Here is an 18,033-nt window from a genome sequence, read left to right as displayed (position 1 = left end):
AGAGGTCTCGTCGTTCTGATGATAAGATGGGCCTCTCTCTCACAAGTGTCTAGTATGAAAATTCAGAATAAAATATTATTATCAGCCGGATTAATTTTTCCGGGAATATTGATAGCACAGCGGTCTCCCAATATTGTATTGATCAATATTGATGACTTAGGATGGACGGATATAAGTTCAAATGGCTGTACTTATTATGAGACTCCTCATATCGACGATTTAAGAAAAAAGGGTATCTGGATTAATGAAGCATATTCCGGATCCTCTAACAGTGCGCCAAGTCGGGCGTGTATGTTGACGGGAATGTACACTCCCCGTCATGGAATTTATACGGTGGGGACTCCCGATAGAGGAGATACCAGTAAAAGAAAACTCATTACAATTCCCAACCGGCGGGTATTGGAACCGGATATTCAAATACTACCTCAGGTTTTAAAAGAGGCCGGATATCAAACTTGTCATATTGGAAAGTGGCATGTGACGGATAATCCTGCAGAAAATGGGGTAGAGCTCAATATTGGAGGGAATAATGCCGGAGGTACAAAAAGCCATTTTTCACCTTATTCGAATAAAGACCTGAAAGATGGGCCTAATGGTGAATATTTGATGGATCGGCTGGGAAATGAAGCAGTCGGCTACATACGCGCGGTTGACAAAAATCGACCATTCTTCTTGTATTTAGCGACATTTGCCGTACATACACCTTTGCAGGCAGATTCCAGTTTGGTTGAAAAGTATAAAAGGAAGCAAACGGTTGCGGGACATGATAATCCTGTTTATGCTGCAATGATTGAAAATATGGATTACAATGTGGGGAAGGTTTTGGCTGAAATAAAGAAACAGGGCTTGGAGGATAATACATTAATAGTGTTTACTTCTGATAACGGTGGGTTGTATCGTGTCTCTTGTCAGTGGCCGTTAAGAGCGGGCAAGGGCTCTTTCTATGAAGGAGGTATCCGAATCCCTATGATTGTTTATCAAAAAGGACGTTTTGAAGCAAAAGAGATTGTGCATATTCCTGTATCGCAAATAGATTTATTTCCTACCTTTTTGGATATTGCAGGTATAAAGCGATCAGATTTGATACTGGATGGAGAAAGTCTGTTACCTCTATTATCGGAAAAGAATACAGAAAAATATCAAAACCGACCGATTTACTGGCATTTCCCGGCTTATTTGGAAGGGAATGCAAAGGATACGGAACAGACAGGGCCATATTTTCGTACCCGCCCTGTTTCCGTTGTTCGACAGGGAGATTGGAAGTTGATTGAAAATTATGAAACAGGAGATCTGGAGCTGTATAATATCAATGAGGATATATCCGAAAAGGAAGATCTTGCACAGAAGAACAAAGAAAAGCGGGAGGAGTTACGTCGGTTATTGTCAAATTGGAAGCAACAAGTACAAGCTCCGGTCCCAACAGAATTAAATCCTCAATATAAAAATTATAAGCCATGAAAAATATAAAGTCTGATCCAGGTTATACCAATATATTGGTATCGGTTTCATTAAGCCTTTTTATAACAGGCTGCTCTGATGAAGCAAAGCAGAAACAACCGAATATCTTGTTTTGTATAGCGGATGATATTTCTTTCCCTCATATGAGTGCATACGGAACACCTTGGGTGAATACTCCCGGATTCGACCGTGTGGCTCAGGAAGGTCTGATTTTCATGCAGGCATACACTTGTAATGCGAAATCTGCCCCATCTCGTTCGGCCATAATAACCGGACGCAATTCCTGGCAATTGGAAGAGGCCTGTAACCATTGGCCGAAATTCCCGGCAAAATTCAAGTCGTATCCGGAAGTATTGACAGAATCTGGATATTATGTCGGGTTTACCGGAAAAGGCTGGGGACCAGGGGTTGCTAAGGATAGTACCGGACAGAATCGGAATTTGACAGGGAAAAGATGGAGTGAAATTAAGCAGGAAGCGCCGACGAAAGGTATTTCTACTGTTAATTATGCAGAAAACTTCAAGGCTTTTTTCAATAACCGTCCCAAAGATAAGCCATTTTGCTTTTGGTATGGAGCATTGGAGCCTCACCGGGGATACGAGTATGCGTCTTCTATCAGATCTGGAAAATCAGTGAATCAAATCGACTCCGTTCCATCCTTCTGGCCAGACAATGAGATTGTCCGAACAGATATGTTGGATTATGCCTTGGAGATCGAACATTTTGATAAGCATTTGCAGTCGATCATACAAACGCTTGAAGAAGCAGGGGAACTGGATAATACGATTATTGTTGTTACGGCCGATCATGGCATGCCTTTCCCGCGTTGTAAAGGACAGGAATATGAATATTCCAACCATATACCTTTGGCTGTAATGTGGAAAAATGGTATAAAAAATCCGGGAAGGATAGTTAATGAGAAAATCAGTGTGATCGATTTGGCTCCGACTTTTTTGGAATTAGCCGGAGTCGATGAAAAAGCGTCGGGAATGCAACCGATAACAGGACGTAGTTTTACTGATCTGTTAAAGGATGATCCGGTTATTGCAGACCGGGACTACGTCTTGATAGGAAAAGAGCGTCATGATGTTGGACGTCCTCATGATCAGGGATATCCGATCCGTGGCATTTTGAGAGGTGATTATCTGTATCTGATTAATTTTGAGACAAGGCGCTGGCCGGCAGGTAATCCGGAAACAGGATATCTGAATGTCGATGGAAGCCCAACCAAGACAGAAGTTATTCAAAGCCGTCGAAAGCCGGATGATGTTTATTGGAATTTATCTTTTGGGAAAAGAGGAGAAGAAGAGCTGTATAATATCCGTACGGATCGTGAATGCATGACAAACTTGGTGGGCAAGGACGAATTTACTGAATTAAAAGGTCAGATGCGTGAAGAATTGCTGGAGCAGTTACGTTTGCAGGAAGATCCTCGTATTGTTGCAGATGGTTCGATTTTTGATACATTTGAGTATCAGGGTGCGGAGCGGATGGTCTGGGACCGGATGAAAGCCGGTGAAAAAATGAAATTGGGATATGTGAATTCTACGGATTTCGAGCCGGAAGCTTCCGGATTGGAAGTCAACTGGAATGATGATTAGTTGTTAATCGGTTAGAAATTGAATATCATGGATAAACAAATGTTTATATTGCCTCTGATGGTTACTTTGGCAGTTCAGGGTAATGCACAGGAAAAAGAATATATGCAGCCTAATGTAGTCTTTATATTGGCTGATGATATGGGAATCGGCGATCTTGGTTGTTATGGACAGCGTCAGATCAAAACTCCTAATATTGACGCTCTGGCAGCACAAGGATTGTTGTTCGAGAATCATTATAGTGGTTCTACTGTCAGTGCGCCTTCTCGCTGTTGCTTAATGACAGGAAAGCATACAGGACATGCTTATGTAAGGGGAAATAAAGGCGTGCAGAGTGAACAAGGCACTTTCGACTTGCATTTGCCGGAATCGGAAATTACTGTTGCCGAGCTTTTTAAAGAAAAGGGATATGCAACAATGTGCGTCGGTAAATGGGGATTAGGTGGTCCAGGAACCACCGGAAGTCCAGTTAATCAGGGTTTTGATTATTTCTTTGGTTATTTGAGTCAAGGGGCGGCACATCGTTATTATCCGGATTACTTGTATGAGAATGAGGAGAAAATCAGGCTTGGAGGAAAAGTATATAGTCACTTTGCCATTATGGAGAAAGGGCTGGATTTTATTCGTACACATAAAGATACTCCGTTCTTTGCCTACTTTTCAATCACTCCACCCCATGCAGATCTGGACTATCCTGACTTGAGTCAGTATGATGGTATATTTGAGGAAAAGCCATTTATAAATGAAAAAGGAAAAGGTTTTAAAACTCAACTGAAACCTCGTGCAGCTTATGCCTCTATGGTTAGTGAAGTAGATAATAATGTGGGACAAGTTCTTGCATTACTGGAAGAACTAGGACTAAAAGAAAACACGTTGGTTATTTTCTCATCCGATAATGGTGTACATAATGTCGGAGGACACGATCCTGAATATTTTAACAGTAACGGACCTTACCGGGGATATAAACGGGATCTTTACGAAGGGGGAATTCATGTGCCTTTCATTGTCAGTTGGCCGACTGTTATAGATAAACCTCGTAAAACAAAGCATACAGCGACATTTTGGGATTTTCTTCCGACTGTATGCGATTTGATAGGTTCACAGGCTCCTAAGGATATAGATGGCATCTCTTATCTTCCGGTTTTGAAAGATAACGAATCGTCGCAACATAAACATGATTATCTTTATTACGAATTTTACGAACAGGGGGGTAAACAGGCTATTCTGAAAGACGGATGGAAACTGATCCGTTTGAATATGGATAGTCAGGACCGGTTAGTAGAAGAATTGTATTTTATAAATGAAGATATCGGAGAAAAACATAATTTGATCGATTTACATCCCGAAAAGGCAGAGGAGTTACGAAAGCTGACTTCAACAGCCCGTTCGGAAAGTAGTTGGTTTAGTTGGAAGAAAAAGTGAAACAGGATGAATAAGATTAATATTATATGGATTGCAGTTTCTCTGCCTTCTTTGGCAAATATCATCTGTGCAGAAGAACGTCCGAACTTTGTATGGTTTATGGCAGAAGATATTGCCCCGCAATTTATGGGACTGTATAATGATGGTAAAGGTGCTCAGACACCTAATCTGGAACGTTTGGCCAGGGATGGTGTTATCTTTAGTAATGCATACAGTAATGCTCCGGTCAGTTCGGCGGCTCGTTCCACTTTGATAACAGGCTGTTATGCTCCCCGCTTGGGAGTCAGTTGGCATCGTAAACTGGAGCAAGTACCTATGCCTGAAGGATTACAGATGTTCCCATCCTATCTGCGGGAAGCCGGTTATCATACATCAAATGCAGCAAAGACTGACTATAACTGTTTTATGGATGAGAATGCCTGGGATCAGGTAAAGGGTAAAATGGGAGAATGGCGTAGTCGTCCGGATAAAAATCAGCCTTTCTTTTTTGTACGAACCAATGCCGCCAGTCATGAGAGTTGCCTGCATTTTGATGAAGGAACGATGAACATAAAACAAACGGAACATGATCCTTCAGAAGTGAACTTGCTGCCTTTTCATCCAGACACCCGGACGTTCCGCTATACATATGCAACCTTTTATGATAAGATACGCCGGGTCGATGATGAATTGGGAACATTAATGGATATGTTGGAAGAAGATGGAGTATTGGATAATACATTTATTTTCTATTTCGGGGATAATGGGGGAAGTTTACCCGGTTCCAAAGGATATACTGGAGAAACCGGACTACAGGTCCCGTTGGTGGTTTACATCCCGAAAAAGTGGCGTGACCGTATCCCGTTATCTGTTAATAGTCGTACGGATGGTTTTGTGAGTTTTATGGATTTTGGTCCGACCCTTCTACACTTGGCTGGACTGGAAGTTCCAATGAAAATGGACGGAACCCCGTTTTTGGGGCCGGATATTTCCGAAGAGAAACTGAACAGCCGGGATATCGTATATGGATATGGCGATCGTTTTGATGAATTATATGCTTTTAACCGGACGGTTCGGAAAGGGAAGTGGAAGTATTCGCGCAATTTCCAACCCTATCATCCGAAGTCTCTTTATGCCGCATACCGTTATAAGCAAAAAGCTTTCCGGGAATGGGAATTATTATATAAAGAGAATAAATTGGATGATATTCAGAAACGTTTCTTTGAGCCGCAAGGACCGGAAGAATTGTATGATTTATCGGTAGATCCTTATGAAACCTGTAATTTGGCTGCAGATCCGTTATATGCGGACGATTTGAAAAAGATGCGTCGTCTACTTATTAACAATCTCATGACACAAAATGATCTGGGCTTGTTACCGGAAAGCATTTGGTTGGAAGAAGGGAAACAAAATCCGGTTGGTTATGGTTCACAATCGCATAAACGTCTTAAGCGTTTGATGAATGTTGCAAATTTGCAATTACTTCCTTTTTCAAAAGCAAAAGAAGAAATAAGAAAAGCTCTTGTATCTCCGGATGAGGCTGAACGTTGCTGGGCATTAACTGCGTGTGTTTGGTGGGGAGACAAGGCTTCTGAGTTGTCTTCACAAATAGGAGAAATGCTGAAAGATCCGAGTGCCCTGGTTCAAAGTCGTGCTGTGGTTTTCTTGACAACGACAACTCATATTAATCCGGTCGGTTTATTGAAAAAAGTTTTGTTGCAAGCCCGTTCCGGAGCTGAAACTCTTTGGATTCTGAATGATATGGCTTATTTAAAAAATTACTATCCGGATTTATGCTTATCATTGACAAACGATGATATTCCTGTTAAATGCGAGGGGGTAGATTGGAGAATTGATTATTTACTTTCTCCATAGTAGATATCTGGATATATAGGTTTATTTATCTTATTTTTTAGGAATATCAACACATCAAAAAAGGGAGCACCATCGGTAAATAATCTTTTAGTTCGATACGTAATAACTTTAGAGATTGCTGTATACGGTAATCGACTGTTTTGTGAGATATGCCAAGTTGTGTGCCGATTTCTTTATAACTCATATTCTGAAATCGGTGCATGACGAATGATTCCCGGTAACTTTCAGGTAGTTTGTCGATGGCTTCTTTTATGCGTTTCGTTAATTCTTCAATTTGGTAGTAGTCAATGTCCTGTAACATTTCCTGCATTTGTTCATAAAACAGGGTATCTGCTCGGTTCTGTGCTTGTTTGCTGGCGATCTTATTTATAGCCCGGTGATAGACAGATCTGAATAAGTACTGACTAAGTGAAGTTTCAATTTGATGCGTTGTCCGGTTTTCCCATAACCATAGCATTACGTCTTGTACGATCTCTTCCGCGTCTTCCAGTTCGATAAATCGATTACAATAGGCACAAAGAATGGGATAATATTTCCTGAATAAAAATGCATATGCATTTTTGTCGGCCATACGTATGGCCGACAAAAGGTGTTTATCTTCTAAAAGTAGGTTTTTATTCATAATCCCAATTCTCGTTTGATACACAAAAATAGCTTTTTTATGATACAATCGGCTTATAAATACTTTTTTTCAAAAAAAGTCGATTTAGGTTTAGGAATCTTCGGGATCTCTCCTGTCTAATATATAAACGGACATATATGCAGATGGATCAGCAATATTCAGATATGATAAATGAAATTCTTCCCCGTTATTGCGAAGGAGCAGTAACAGAAGAAGAGCGTAAGGTTATAGAAGATTGGATAAACCAATCGGAAGAGAATTACAGAATAGCAAAACAGATACATACAATCTATCTGGCAACCAATACTATAAAAGTGTTAGAGGAGGTTGATACAGAGAAGGCCTTGAAGAAAGTTTTTGTTGGTGTATCGAAGAAAAAGAACATCGTGTGGTTAAATCGGTTACAACGTATTGCTGCGGTTTTATTAATACCGGCATTGATTACGATTCTGGTACAAAATATAACAGATCATGAAACTTTAGAAGTACATATGGTTGATGTTAAAACTAATCCGGGAATGACAACTACACTGGATTTGCCGGACGGAACAACTGTTTATTTGAATTCTGAATCGTCTTTGCAATATCCTTCACATTTTGAAGGAGATCAGAGAAGGGTGAAACTTTCGGGAGAGGCTTACTTTGTAGTTACTAAAAATGCAGAACAGCGGTTTATTGTTTCTACCCCTCACAACGCACAAATAGAAGTTTTGGGGACTGAATTTAATGTAGAAGCATTTGAAAAAGACACGATGATTACGACTACTTTATTGGAGGGAAAGATCCGTTTTGCATATTCTGCGGATAATCAGTCCGAAAATATAATAATGAAACCCGGCCAGAGACTTGTATATGACTCGAATCGGATGCAGGCTCAATTGTTTACTACGACTGGTGAATCTGAAACAGCCTGGAAAGATGGACGCATTATTTTTCAGAATACCCCTTTTCAACAAGCTTTGAGGATGTTGGAAAAGCGATATAATGTAGAATTTGTAGTTTCGACATCAAAATATGCAAAGGACTCTTTTACCGGATCTTTTGCAAGTCAGAGACTAGAACGTGTATTGGAAGTGTTTGAAATATCATCAAAAATAAAATGGCGTTATATTGATACGGATAAAACAGCCAATGAGAAGAGTAGGATAGAAATCTATTAAAACTGTTTGCATTATGAAAAGAAGTCCGCCTTAGAAAAACATACGGAATAATATTGGCGTATTATCCCGTATGAAATGAGTTAACTTTAAATGCTTGTTTGGCGACAAGCATAGTAATCAACTATTTTTTTACTTAGCACAACAAAATTATGCAAAATTATTTTTGTACCCAATTATTATGGGTGACAAAGTCACTTTGGGTAACCTTAAAAAAAATCCCGTTAGTTATGAGGCTATTAGTTATTTTTATCATCACATCCATTAGCCTGGTACAAGCCACGAACAGTTATGCGCAAAAAACCACGGTCAGTCTGGATGTTCGTAACCAGACAGTAAAAGAAGTTCTGGATGAAATTGAAGATCAATCGGAGTTCACTTTCTTTTTCAATAATCGGCATCTCGATTTACAACGTCGGGTATCTGTCTCTGAAAAGAAAAGTGATATATTTAAAGTCCTTGATCGTGTTTTTGCAGGAACGAATGTGAGCTATTCGGTATTGGATAAAAAGATTATTCTTTCTGCTGAAAGGGAAATGTTACAACAGGCTGGAAAGAGAATAACAGGTGTTGTTTTAGATAAAAATGGAGAACCTATTATTGGTGCGAATGTCGTTGTAAAAGGAACTACAAGTGGAACGATTACAGATGTTGATGGAAAATATGTATTAGAAGTCTCTGATGGGGCTGTGTTGCAGATTTCATATATCGGTTATAATCCAGCGGAGGTAAAAGTCGGGAAAGAGAATGTGATTCGTATAGTTTTACATGAAGATACTCAGGCTTTGGATGAAGTTGTTGTGGTAGGATATGGAACACAAAAGAAAGTGAATTTAACGGGAGCAGTAGGCTCTGTTCGTCCGGAAGACATGGGGGATGTACAAACGAACTCTGTGTCATCTATGATTAAAGGGCATTTATCCGGAGTACAAATTACACAAAATAGCGGAACACCGGGATCTGGATCTACCATTCGTATCCGTGGTGTTGGTACATTAGGTGCTGATGAGAAAAACGATCCGTTGCTTGTTGTAGATGGCCAGGCTGTAGATTATGGTATTGAAACGATTGATCCTAATGATATAGCGTCGGTTAGTGTATTGAAAGATGCCTCTTCAGCAGCTATTTATGGTTCAAGAGCCGCAAATGGTGTTATTTTATTAACAACTAAAAGAGGAGCAAAAGGTATCGGCAAATTATCTGTAAACTCATATGTTTCCGTACAATCTATGATTAAAGATTATGATGTGTTGAACGCGGAGGAGTATGCAATGTTGCAGAATGAAGCCTACAAAAATGCAGGACTTACTCCGGTTTTTGCAGATCCTGCTTCTTATGGGAGAGGCACGGATTGGATGAATGAGATTACTCAATCCGCAATTACTCAAGAATATAATGTAAACTTTTCAAAAGGGGCAGATTTATCGAACTATTATATTTCCGGAACTTTTTACTCGCAAGATGGAATCATTAAAAATACGGGATATGATCGTGCCAGCTTCCGCTTTAATGGAGATGCTACAATTTTGCCGAAATTAAAAGTTGGTAATTCAGTTGCTCTTACTTGGAATCAGTCTTACGGCAATTCTGTTTTAGGTACTGCTATGGCTGCCCCTCCCACAATGCCAGTTAAAAAAGAGGATGGCTCTTGGGGAGAACCAGGCCGAGGTGAAGGTGGTGTGAATCCAGTTTACATGTCTGAATTATATAAAGGGAATAAGACACAAGCTTGGAGAGCCCTTGCTAATCTATATGCCGAATATCAAATATTAGATGAATTAAAATTTAAAGTTACTGGTGCTATTGACTTTACAGCAAACAATAAGAGAGCTTATTATCCCAAAGTTTCAGTAATTGGTGAATATACTGATTTTTCAGACCAGAAACTTGAAGATAATATGTCTTTGGGATATACCTGGCAAAATGATTACTTGCTTTATTTTAATAAAGACTGGGAAAAACATCATTTAGATGCAATGGCGGGTTTGTCACTACAAGCAAATCAAGACAAAGCTGTAAATGGTATAGTTCGTGGTTTTTTGAATGATGAAGAATATATGCAGATATTGAATGCAGGACAACGAGATTGGCGTGCAACCGGAGGATTGGAACGTTGGTCAATGCTATCCTATTTTGGAAATGTAAATTACAATTTCATGTCTCGTTATTTGTTTTCTTTCAATATGCGTGTGGATGGATCATCCCGTTTTGGTAAAAATAACAAGTATGGTTATTTTCCTTCCGGATCAGTGGCTTGGCGTATCAATTCAGAGGAGTTTATGGAAGATGTTTCTTGGGTTTCCAATTTAAAATTGCGTGCTAGTTATGGCTCTTTAGGTAATCAAGAGATTGGCTTGTATTCTTTCCTGGATCAGCTCGATGTTAATCAATGGGCTTTATTTGGAGATGGTGCAGTACGAACTCCTGGCGTTTCGTCTTTAAGTTTGATAGATCCTAATATTAAGTGGGAAACTACAACGATCACTAATATTGGAATAGACTTAGGAGTTTTGGACAATACTTTGTCATTGGTCGCTGAGTATTATATTAAAGATACCAAAGATATCTTATTATCCTATCCGATTCCTTCAACCGTAGGCAAAAATGCACCAACAGTGAATGCGGGAAAAGTTCGCAATACGGGTTTCGAGATGGAACTACGTTACAATAATCGGTTTGGTGATTTGTCCTTAAATGCTTCTTTAATTTATGGATATAACCATAATGAAGTAAGAGGATTGATTAAAGAACAAAACTTTTTGACAACTACAACTTCTAATGTTGTAAGGAGAAGTGAAATAGGACATCCTATCAATTCTATTTATGGTTATGTCATGGAGGGGATTTATCAAACAGAAGAAGAAATAGCAAATTCTCCTTCTTGGCCAAAAGCAGAAGTAGGGTCAATCAAGTTTAAAGACTTGAATAATGACAATAAAATTGATGCAGAAGACCGTACATACATAGCAGATGCGATGCCTCATTCTACATTAGGTGTCAATTTGTCTATGCAATATAAGGGCTTTGATTTCTCTATGTTTTGGCAGGGCGAATTTGGTAGAGAACTTTATTGGAGTGGTGAAAGAGGAGGTATGTATCCTGTAACTGATTGGAGAAATGTAAATACGATATGGCTAGATCGGTGGACAGGTCCGGGATCAACTAATGAAATGCCCAAACCTAAATATGGAGAAGCTTATGCTGATGTTTCAACATTCCATATTAAGAGTGCGGATTATCTCCGGTTAAAAAATATCTCGTTGGGATATACATTTAATCTAAAAAAGATAATGAAAGCGCGTGTTTATGTCGCAGGACAAAACTTATTGACATTTACTCCGTTCCCAGGAATTGATCCTGAAATGTCCGGAGTAGGTTCTCCTGTTACATACCCTCAGGCCCGTTCTTATACAATTGGTTTAAATCTAAATTTCTAAATTGAATAATTATGAATAAATATATATTGATAGCGTTAGCAAATTTGCTTTTGTTGAGTAGTTGTTCTGACTTTTTGGAAGAGTTACCCTACGGAACAGTAACTCCAGAGACTTTCTATAAGACAGAAAATGACGCGATTATGGCAGGAACTTCTTGTTATACGCAAATGAGTAATCCCACCGATTTCTGGGCGGCAGGTCTAGATGCAGTTGGTGATATACAATCTGATGATGTTATGCCTTATTTGGGTTGGACACTTTTGGTGAACACGTATCAATTTGACGGGAACCACGAAACAGTACAAGGTGTATGGAAAGCTGCCTACAAAGGAATATCTCGCTGTAACACTTGCATTGATAATGTTTCTCCTATGGAAATACGTGATGAAATCAAAAATAAAGTCTTAGGACAGGCTCATTTTATTAGAGCTTATTGGTATTTTCGATTGGTACGATTGTATGGAGGCATTCCTCTGATTACAAAAGATTATACATCCTTGGATAATTTATATCCTCCAAGGGCATCAGTCCAGGATGTATATGATTTGATTATATCAGATTTGGAATTTGCAGCAGAAAATTTACCTTTGGAATGGCCTGATGCTGAAGTTGGTAAAATCACACAGGGGGGTGCTATGTCTTATTTGTCGTTAGTTTATTTAAATCTAAAAGAATGGGATAAAGCTGAGCAGTGGGCAGCAAAAGTTATGTTGCTGGAAGATCAGGGTATTTATCAATTATTGGAAGATTTTGCCTCTATTCATTTGGAAACTAATGAAAATAATAAAGAATCTATATTGGAATTACAATACTCAACAGAACACAAAAAGAACATGAGGCCTGTTTATATGAGTCCAAGAAATGTTAATATAGCGAGAGATGCCTCTTATGGTTGGGTTCAGTGTTCAGAAAGTATAGTAAAAGAATTTGAACCAGGAGATAAACGTTTTGCAACAACATTTTTTTCTGATGGAGAAAAGTTTACATTAGGATTGAATGAGTTTGTATATAAGGCGGAAATGGCCGCCCCTGGCGGTACAGGTCATTGTATTAAGAAAGGGAATGTTTATTATGGAGAACCTCGTATTATAGGTATCAATACTATTATCATGCGTTATGCGGAAGTTATATTATTTAGAGCTGAAGCATTGAATGAAATGGGAAGAACGAATGAGGCCATTCCGCTATTGAAGCGAATTCGGGATAGGGCTGGACTGGAAACGAAAAGTGCCTATAGTCAAGATGAAATGCGGAAGGCAATACGACATGAGCGTCGTGTGGAATTTGCATTCGAGGATATTCGGGGATGGGATATTATCCGTTGGGGTATCCAGGAAGAGACATTAGGTAAAATTCCAAATTCTCAATGGAAGAAAGGTAAATGTGAATTATGGCCGTTACCTTCGTTCGTATTGGATGAGAATGCCAATATAACAGAAAATAACCCAGGCTGGTAATTGAATAATAGAGTTGAATATGATAAAGAGCCTGTTTAAACATTTAACAGGCTCTTTATATTTAGTTGTTTTGCTTATTACTAGCATAGGTATATCACTAAAAATAAATTGTTTATTATAAAATCGATAGATATGAAAAATTATTGGATGATTAGATTTAAAAAAATATCATTTTATGGAATGCTTGCTTTATTTTTAATATCTTGGATTGCTTGTACGAAAAGCGAGAAACCTGTAAAATTCCTTCTTGTTTCCGATTTGCATGCTCCGGATGTTCCAGATGGGAAAGAGCGTATGCAGGCGGTTGTAGATGCTGCGAATCAGGAAAAGGTTGATTTTATTATTCAGTTGGGAGATTTTATTCGTTTAGATAGTATCAGTAAACCTTTAATGCAGGTTTGGAATGGTTTTCCCGGAGAGAAGTATCATGTTTTAGGAAACCATGATCTGGATAGATATTCAAAAGAGGAATTCACAAAAGGATTTGGTATGCCAGGGTCCTATTATTCCTTTGATAAAGGAGATCTTCATTTTGTTGTTTTAGATGGAAACAATCTATGTGACGATGGGGTTTATATACCTTATAATAAAGGAAACTATTATGTGGATATAGATAAACGGGATTTTATGGATCCGGAACAATTGGAATGGTTGAGAAAAGATTTAATGTCTACCGATAAGCGATGCATTTTATTTTCACATCAAAGTATAGATACGGAAATGGAAAACCGTGAACAAGTACAGCGGGTATTGGAAGAAGTGAATGAAAAGTCAGGATTTAAAAAAGTCGTTGTAGCTTTTAGCGGTCATAACCACAGTAATTATACGAAAGAGATCAATGGCATTACCTATGTGCAAATGAACAGTGCCTCTTATGTTTGGATCGGGAAACCGACAATGACCGAAAAACGTTATCCGGAAGAGATTAATAAAAAATATCCTTTAATGGAATATTCAATGGCTTATACAAAACCATTATATGGGATTGTTACAGTTGATAAAAATGGAATAAATATGAAGGGTACTACTGCAGAATTTGTCCCACCAACTCCCCAAGAGCTAAATATGCCGAATGAAATCAATACTTTTCCTCTGGTTTCTTGGATCAGTGATTTCTTTTTGTCATTTGATGAATAAATTTCAAAGAATGATCTGAGATGAAGAGAATAAAACTATTCCGTTTATTCTTATTTTTAACGGGGATATAAATACTTACCCCTTCTTCTGCTTCTTATACTCCCGCGGTGACATCCCCATCACCTTGCTGAACAGGCGGGAAAAGTAGTAGGTGTCTTCGATTCCTATCTTAAAGCAGATTTGGTTGACTTTCATATCGGTGAAGTCCAGCAGTTGGCAGGCCTGCTGTATCTTCAGTTGATTGAAGTAGGTGAGCGGGGCATAGCCGGTGCGTTTGCTGAACAGCACGGAAAAGTGGGAGGGGGAATAGCCGGTATGGGTTGCCAGGTCGGCCAGTGTGAGCCGTTTCTCCAGGTTCTCTTTCATGAAGTGGATGGCGGCCGTTACGATGTCGTTTTTGTCGGACTCGCTGCGGGCGGCTTCGCGGTATTGTTGCAGGTAACGTAAAGAACCCAGGTAATAGTGGAAAGCGGAGCAGGCATACAACAGGTTTTCGTGACTGTAACCCATTTCCAGCGTGCGGAATATCTCTTCAAAAAGATCGTTGCGGTTGCTGATCCGGGACTGCACGCTCGGCTTTATCTCGACCGGGCGGGCAGCCTGTCCTGCAAAATAAGAAGCCAGCTTCCCTTTGAAATGGATCCAGTAGATCGTCCAGGGATTCGTTTCGTCGGAACCGTAAGCATGGGGCACGCCGGCCGGGAGGATGAAATACTGGTTGGCCGTAACCGTAAATTCCTGATCACCGATGCGGAACCATCCGGCACCTTCTATGCAATAGATGAAAACGAACTGGCTGACCGGCTCCAGGCGTTCGCGAAAATGATGCAACGCCTTTGGATAATAGCCGATGTCTGTAATGTGAAGGATCGATGAAAGCGCATCTTTCTCCATCTCCTGTACGACCGATTGGGGAAGTACAAGCGCGCGTTCGCCGCTAAAACCGTCTTTTCGTTTGATCATGGTACCGGATTTATAGATGTGTGCAAAGATATATTATTTATCTTTATCCCCGATTAATAAAAGAGAAGAATGAAGCCGGTTATACGACTACTGAATAAACCATTCGACTTGTTGGAGTCTTTGCGGATGCGGATGCTTTTTGCTATCGGCATGGGGATATTCTGTACCTTCTTTCTCTATCTTTTCTCTCCGTTCAATATAATCTCCTGGATCGGATACCTGTCTCCTTTCCGGTCGTTCGCTTTAGTCGGCTTACTGGCTATCGGATGCCTGGCCATCCTGTTTTCACAGTTGTTGCAGGCTTTTCTTTGGAGAAAGCAACCGATGATAATGCTTCACCTTCTTCTGGGATACCTTTTGGATGCGCTCTTTTTGATCGTCTCTTTGGGGATCTTATACCGTAGTCCGGATAATCCCTGGATAACGAATCTGTTCCAGACAGCCCGGATGGTTATACCCATCCTGTTCCTATATTATCTGGTCGGGCTCAACTTGCTGGCTTTGCTGAAGCTGAGGAGGGAACAGAAGGCTTCTTTGCAGAAAGCCGAGTCGTTCAAAGAAGAGCCGGTTTTGCCGGAAAGGATCAATATTACCGATGAAAACGGCCAATTACGTCTTTCTCTCAAGCCGGACGACCTGCTGTATATTGAATCGGCCGACAACTATGTGCTGGTTTATTTCAGAAAGGAACAGCGGATCGTCAGGGAGCTGATCAGGAACTCATTGAAGAATATGGAGGAAATGCTGGCACCTTTGGGTAGTCTTCGTTGCCACCGTTCCTATCTGGTGAACAGGGAAGCCATACATTGTCTGCGGAAGTCAGGGCGTACCTATGAGATAGAGATCAGCGGGATGGAACGTACTGTCCCGGTCTCCCGGGGGTATGTCGAACTGGTGAAGGAGGCGCTGGAGATATAGCCTGTTTGCCCCTTTGCCCATTCGTCCCGGAATGGTGCTGTTTACCCCGAAAACCTCTTCATTGCAGGAAAAGGCCTCTATCTTTGCCGCTGTTGAGTTCAACAAGATTAGTAATCATTAAAAAGTGAATTGTTATGAAACAGATCGTATGTATTTTATTTTGTATGTTATTCTCGCTGACTGTGTCGGCACAGGACAAAACAGACGGTTTATCCGGTAAATGGGAGTTTAGCGCCACGGATGTTCCTTACGGATATGAAACAGGGAATATCGAATTCCAGACGAAAGAGGGTAAACTGAACGTGATCCTTAGTATCAGTTATAATAAGATCACCATCGATCAGATAGAGCAAGCGGGGGATACTTACAAATGCGACCTGAATATCGAAGGCAGTGATGTGAACATCTCATTTAAGCAGAAGGCCGGAAAGCTGGAAGCTGACGTAACTGTGGACGGATCGCCGATAGGGATAAGCTTTAAGAAAATGGAGTGATCGGCTAGAAACAAAGACGCTCATTTTAGTACCGGCCTGGGGAGGGAAATCGTAAGATAATCCATCTTCAAGTCGGTTTTATCTATTTTGTAGTTTCCTGAAAGACTGTTTCTTTGCACCATAACTTTAATACTACTACCATGAAGCGTACAACTGCTTACTTATTACTTATCTGTCTGGTCTCAGCTATGGGAGGATTGCTATTCGGTTACGACTGGGTGGTGATCGGTGGCGCTAAAATATTCTATGAACCGTTTTTCGGGCTGGAAGGTTCTGCCGCTCTCCGCGGGTGGGCGATGAGTAGTGCACTGATCGGTTGCCTGGCAGGTGCTTTATTGTCCGGCGAATGGAGCGATAAGTACGGACGTAAAAAGATGCTGATCATCGCTTCTTTCCTTTTTGTATGGTCGGCCTACGGAACCGGGGCGGTCGATAGTTTCACCTGGTTTATAATCTATCGTATTCTTGGCGGTTTCGGCATCGGGATTGCATCGAATATTTCTCCTGTATATATTGCGGAAGTGGCTCCGGCATCGGTTCGCGGAAAGTTCGTTTCGCTGAACCAGCTTACTATTGTGCTGGGTATCCTGATGGCGCAGTTGGCTAACTGGCAGATCGGAGAGTACTTTACCAAAGGAAGTGAAGTGCTGAGTGCCGAAAGTGTGGAATGGGCTTGGCGGTGGATGTTCTGGGCGGAACTGGTTCCGGCCGGATTATTCTTCGTGCTTTCTTTTATTATACCGGAGAGTCCCCGCTGGCTGGCAACGGTTCAGAAGACGACCCAGGCCAGGAATATATTGATACGTATTGGCGGCGACCAATATGCCGACCAGACATTGAACGAACTGGCACAACTGACGGGTAAGCAGGAAGAGAAAGTCAACTGGAACGCTTTGCTTCAGCCGGGAGTACGGAATGTGCTGATTATCGGGATCGTACTGGCCATCTTCCAGCAATGGTGCGGTATCAATGTGATCTTTAATTATGCACACGAGATCTTTTCGGAAGCCGGTTATGCCGTATCTGATGTCCTGATGAATATCGTGGTGACGGGTGTGACGAATGTGATCTTTACTTTCGTTGCCATCTATACTGTGGACAAATGGGGCAGACGAAGCCTGATGTTTGTCGGCTCGGCCGGACTGGCGATCATATATGCTATTCTGGGTACCTGCTATTTCTTCGGGATAAGCGGTTGGCCGATGTTGCTGCTGGTGGTGATGGCCATTGCCTGCTATGCCATGTCGCTGGCCCCGGTTGTATGGGTTGTGCTTTCCGAGATATTCCCGGTGCGGATACGCGGAATGGCGATGGCGATCTCGACTTTCTTCCTCTGGGTGGCCTGCTTCGTGCTAACCTATACGTTCCCGATATTGAATGAAGCGGTAGGAGCTTCGGGAACCTTCTGGTTGTATGGCATTATCTGCCTGTCCGGATTTTTCTTTATCCGTGCCAAACTCCCTGAAACAAAAGGTAAGACTCTGGAAGAACTGGAAAAGGAATTAACAAAATAAAT

General features: G+C 40.8%; 13 protein-coding genes. 11 read left to right on the top strand and 2 right to left on the bottom strand.

Features of this window, described 5'->3' with window-relative positions; genetic code table 11:
* The first annotated feature begins 54 nt into the window (after nucleotides 1–54).
* Genes HMPREF1212_RS20605 through HMPREF1212_RS20590 form a run of 4 tightly spaced genes read left to right on the top strand, consistent with a single transcriptional unit; the run spans nucleotide 55 to nucleotide 6,332 of the window.
* Nucleotides 55–1,458 carry a sulfatase gene (locus tag HMPREF1212_RS20605; protein WP_046150903.1) on the top strand — a complete coding sequence of 468 codons (1,404 nt, stop codon included), beginning with the start codon at nucleotides 55–57 and terminating at the stop codon, nucleotides 1,456–1,458.
* A complete protein-coding gene (locus HMPREF1212_RS20600) occupies nucleotides 1,455–3,059 on the top strand; it encodes a sulfatase family protein (protein WP_052725067.1) in 1,605 nt (534 codons plus the stop codon). The genes HMPREF1212_RS20605 and HMPREF1212_RS20600 overlap by 4 nt, the downstream gene beginning before the upstream one ends.
* Before the next feature lie 27 nt (nucleotides 3,060–3,086).
* On the top strand, nucleotides 3,087–4,478 hold the full coding sequence (locus tag HMPREF1212_RS20595; RefSeq protein ID WP_232430173.1) for an arylsulfatase: 1,392 nt from the start codon (nucleotides 3,087–3,089) through the stop codon (nucleotides 4,476–4,478).
* 6 nt (nucleotides 4,479–4,484) lie between these two features.
* Nucleotides 4,485–6,332 carry a sulfatase family protein gene (locus tag HMPREF1212_RS20590; protein ID WP_052725066.1) on the top strand — a complete coding sequence of 616 codons (1,848 nt, stop codon included), beginning with the start codon at nucleotides 4,485–4,487 and terminating at the stop codon, nucleotides 6,330–6,332.
* A 46-nt stretch (nucleotides 6,333–6,378) separates the two neighbouring features.
* Here the strand turns inward: HMPREF1212_RS20590 and HMPREF1212_RS20585 are convergent, their stop codons facing one another.
* Nucleotides 6,379–6,954: an RNA polymerase sigma-70 factor gene (locus tag HMPREF1212_RS20585; RefSeq protein WP_046150901.1), complete on the bottom strand. Its 576-nt coding sequence runs from the start codon at nucleotides 6,952–6,954 to the stop codon at nucleotides 6,379–6,381.
* 143 nt (nucleotides 6,955–7,097) lie between these two features.
* On the opposite strand from HMPREF1212_RS20585, the gene HMPREF1212_RS20580 reads away from it, so the two are divergent.
* From HMPREF1212_RS20580 to HMPREF1212_RS20565, 4 genes are all read left to right on the top strand, one after another.
* A complete protein-coding gene (locus HMPREF1212_RS20580) occupies nucleotides 7,098–8,114 on the top strand; it encodes a FecR family protein (protein ID WP_046151265.1) in 1,017 nt (338 codons plus the stop codon).
* Nucleotides 8,115–8,341: 227 nt separating this feature from the next.
* Complete coding sequence (locus HMPREF1212_RS20575; protein ID WP_046150900.1) at nucleotides 8,342–11,548, top strand: TonB-dependent receptor; 3,207 nt, start codon at nucleotides 8,342–8,344, stop codon at nucleotides 11,546–11,548.
* Between the two features lie 11 nt (nucleotides 11,549–11,559).
* On the top strand, nucleotides 11,560–13,005 hold the full coding sequence (locus HMPREF1212_RS20570) for a RagB/SusD family nutrient uptake outer membrane protein (protein ID WP_046150899.1): 1,446 nt from the start codon (nucleotides 11,560–11,562) through the stop codon (nucleotides 13,003–13,005).
* 132 nt (nucleotides 13,006–13,137) lie between these two features.
* On the top strand, nucleotides 13,138–14,142 hold the full coding sequence (locus HMPREF1212_RS20565; protein ID WP_232430172.1) for a metallophosphoesterase family protein: 1,005 nt from the start codon (nucleotides 13,138–13,140) through the stop codon (nucleotides 14,140–14,142).
* A gap of 75 nt (nucleotides 14,143–14,217) precedes the next feature.
* Here the strand turns inward: HMPREF1212_RS20565 and HMPREF1212_RS20560 are convergent, their stop codons facing one another.
* Entirely contained in the window at nucleotides 14,218–15,105 is an 888-nt protein-coding gene (locus HMPREF1212_RS20560) for an AraC family transcriptional regulator (RefSeq protein ID WP_028726597.1), read from the bottom strand.
* Nucleotides 15,106–15,174: 69 nt separating this feature from the next.
* Between HMPREF1212_RS20560 and HMPREF1212_RS26420 the strand changes: the two genes are divergently transcribed.
* The 3 genes from HMPREF1212_RS26420 (at nucleotide 15,175) to HMPREF1212_RS20545 (ending at nucleotide 18,031) form a co-directional block, all read left to right on the top strand.
* Nucleotides 15,175–16,023: a LytR/AlgR family response regulator transcription factor gene (locus HMPREF1212_RS26420; protein ID WP_082099945.1), complete on the top strand. Its 849-nt coding sequence runs from the start codon at nucleotides 15,175–15,177 to the stop codon at nucleotides 16,021–16,023.
* 134 nt (nucleotides 16,024–16,157) lie between these two features.
* Entirely contained in the window at nucleotides 16,158–16,517 is a 360-nt protein-coding gene (locus tag HMPREF1212_RS20550) for a hypothetical protein (RefSeq protein ID WP_028726595.1), read from the top strand.
* 140 nt (nucleotides 16,518–16,657) lie between these two features.
* Nucleotides 16,658–18,031 carry a sugar porter family MFS transporter gene (locus HMPREF1212_RS20545; RefSeq protein WP_046150897.1) on the top strand — a complete coding sequence of 458 codons (1,374 nt, stop codon included), beginning with the start codon at nucleotides 16,658–16,660 and terminating at the stop codon, nucleotides 18,029–18,031.
* Nucleotides 18,032–18,033 lie beyond the last annotated feature (2 nt).

The sequence above is a fragment of the Parabacteroides sp. HGS0025 genome, from assembly GCF_000969845.1.
GTDB classification, from domain to species: Bacteria; Bacteroidota; Bacteroidia; order Bacteroidales; family Tannerellaceae; genus Parabacteroides; species Parabacteroides gordonii.
The sequence above is the reverse complement of the archived record's forward strand: the minus strand, read 5'-3'. Positions and strand labels throughout refer to the sequence as shown.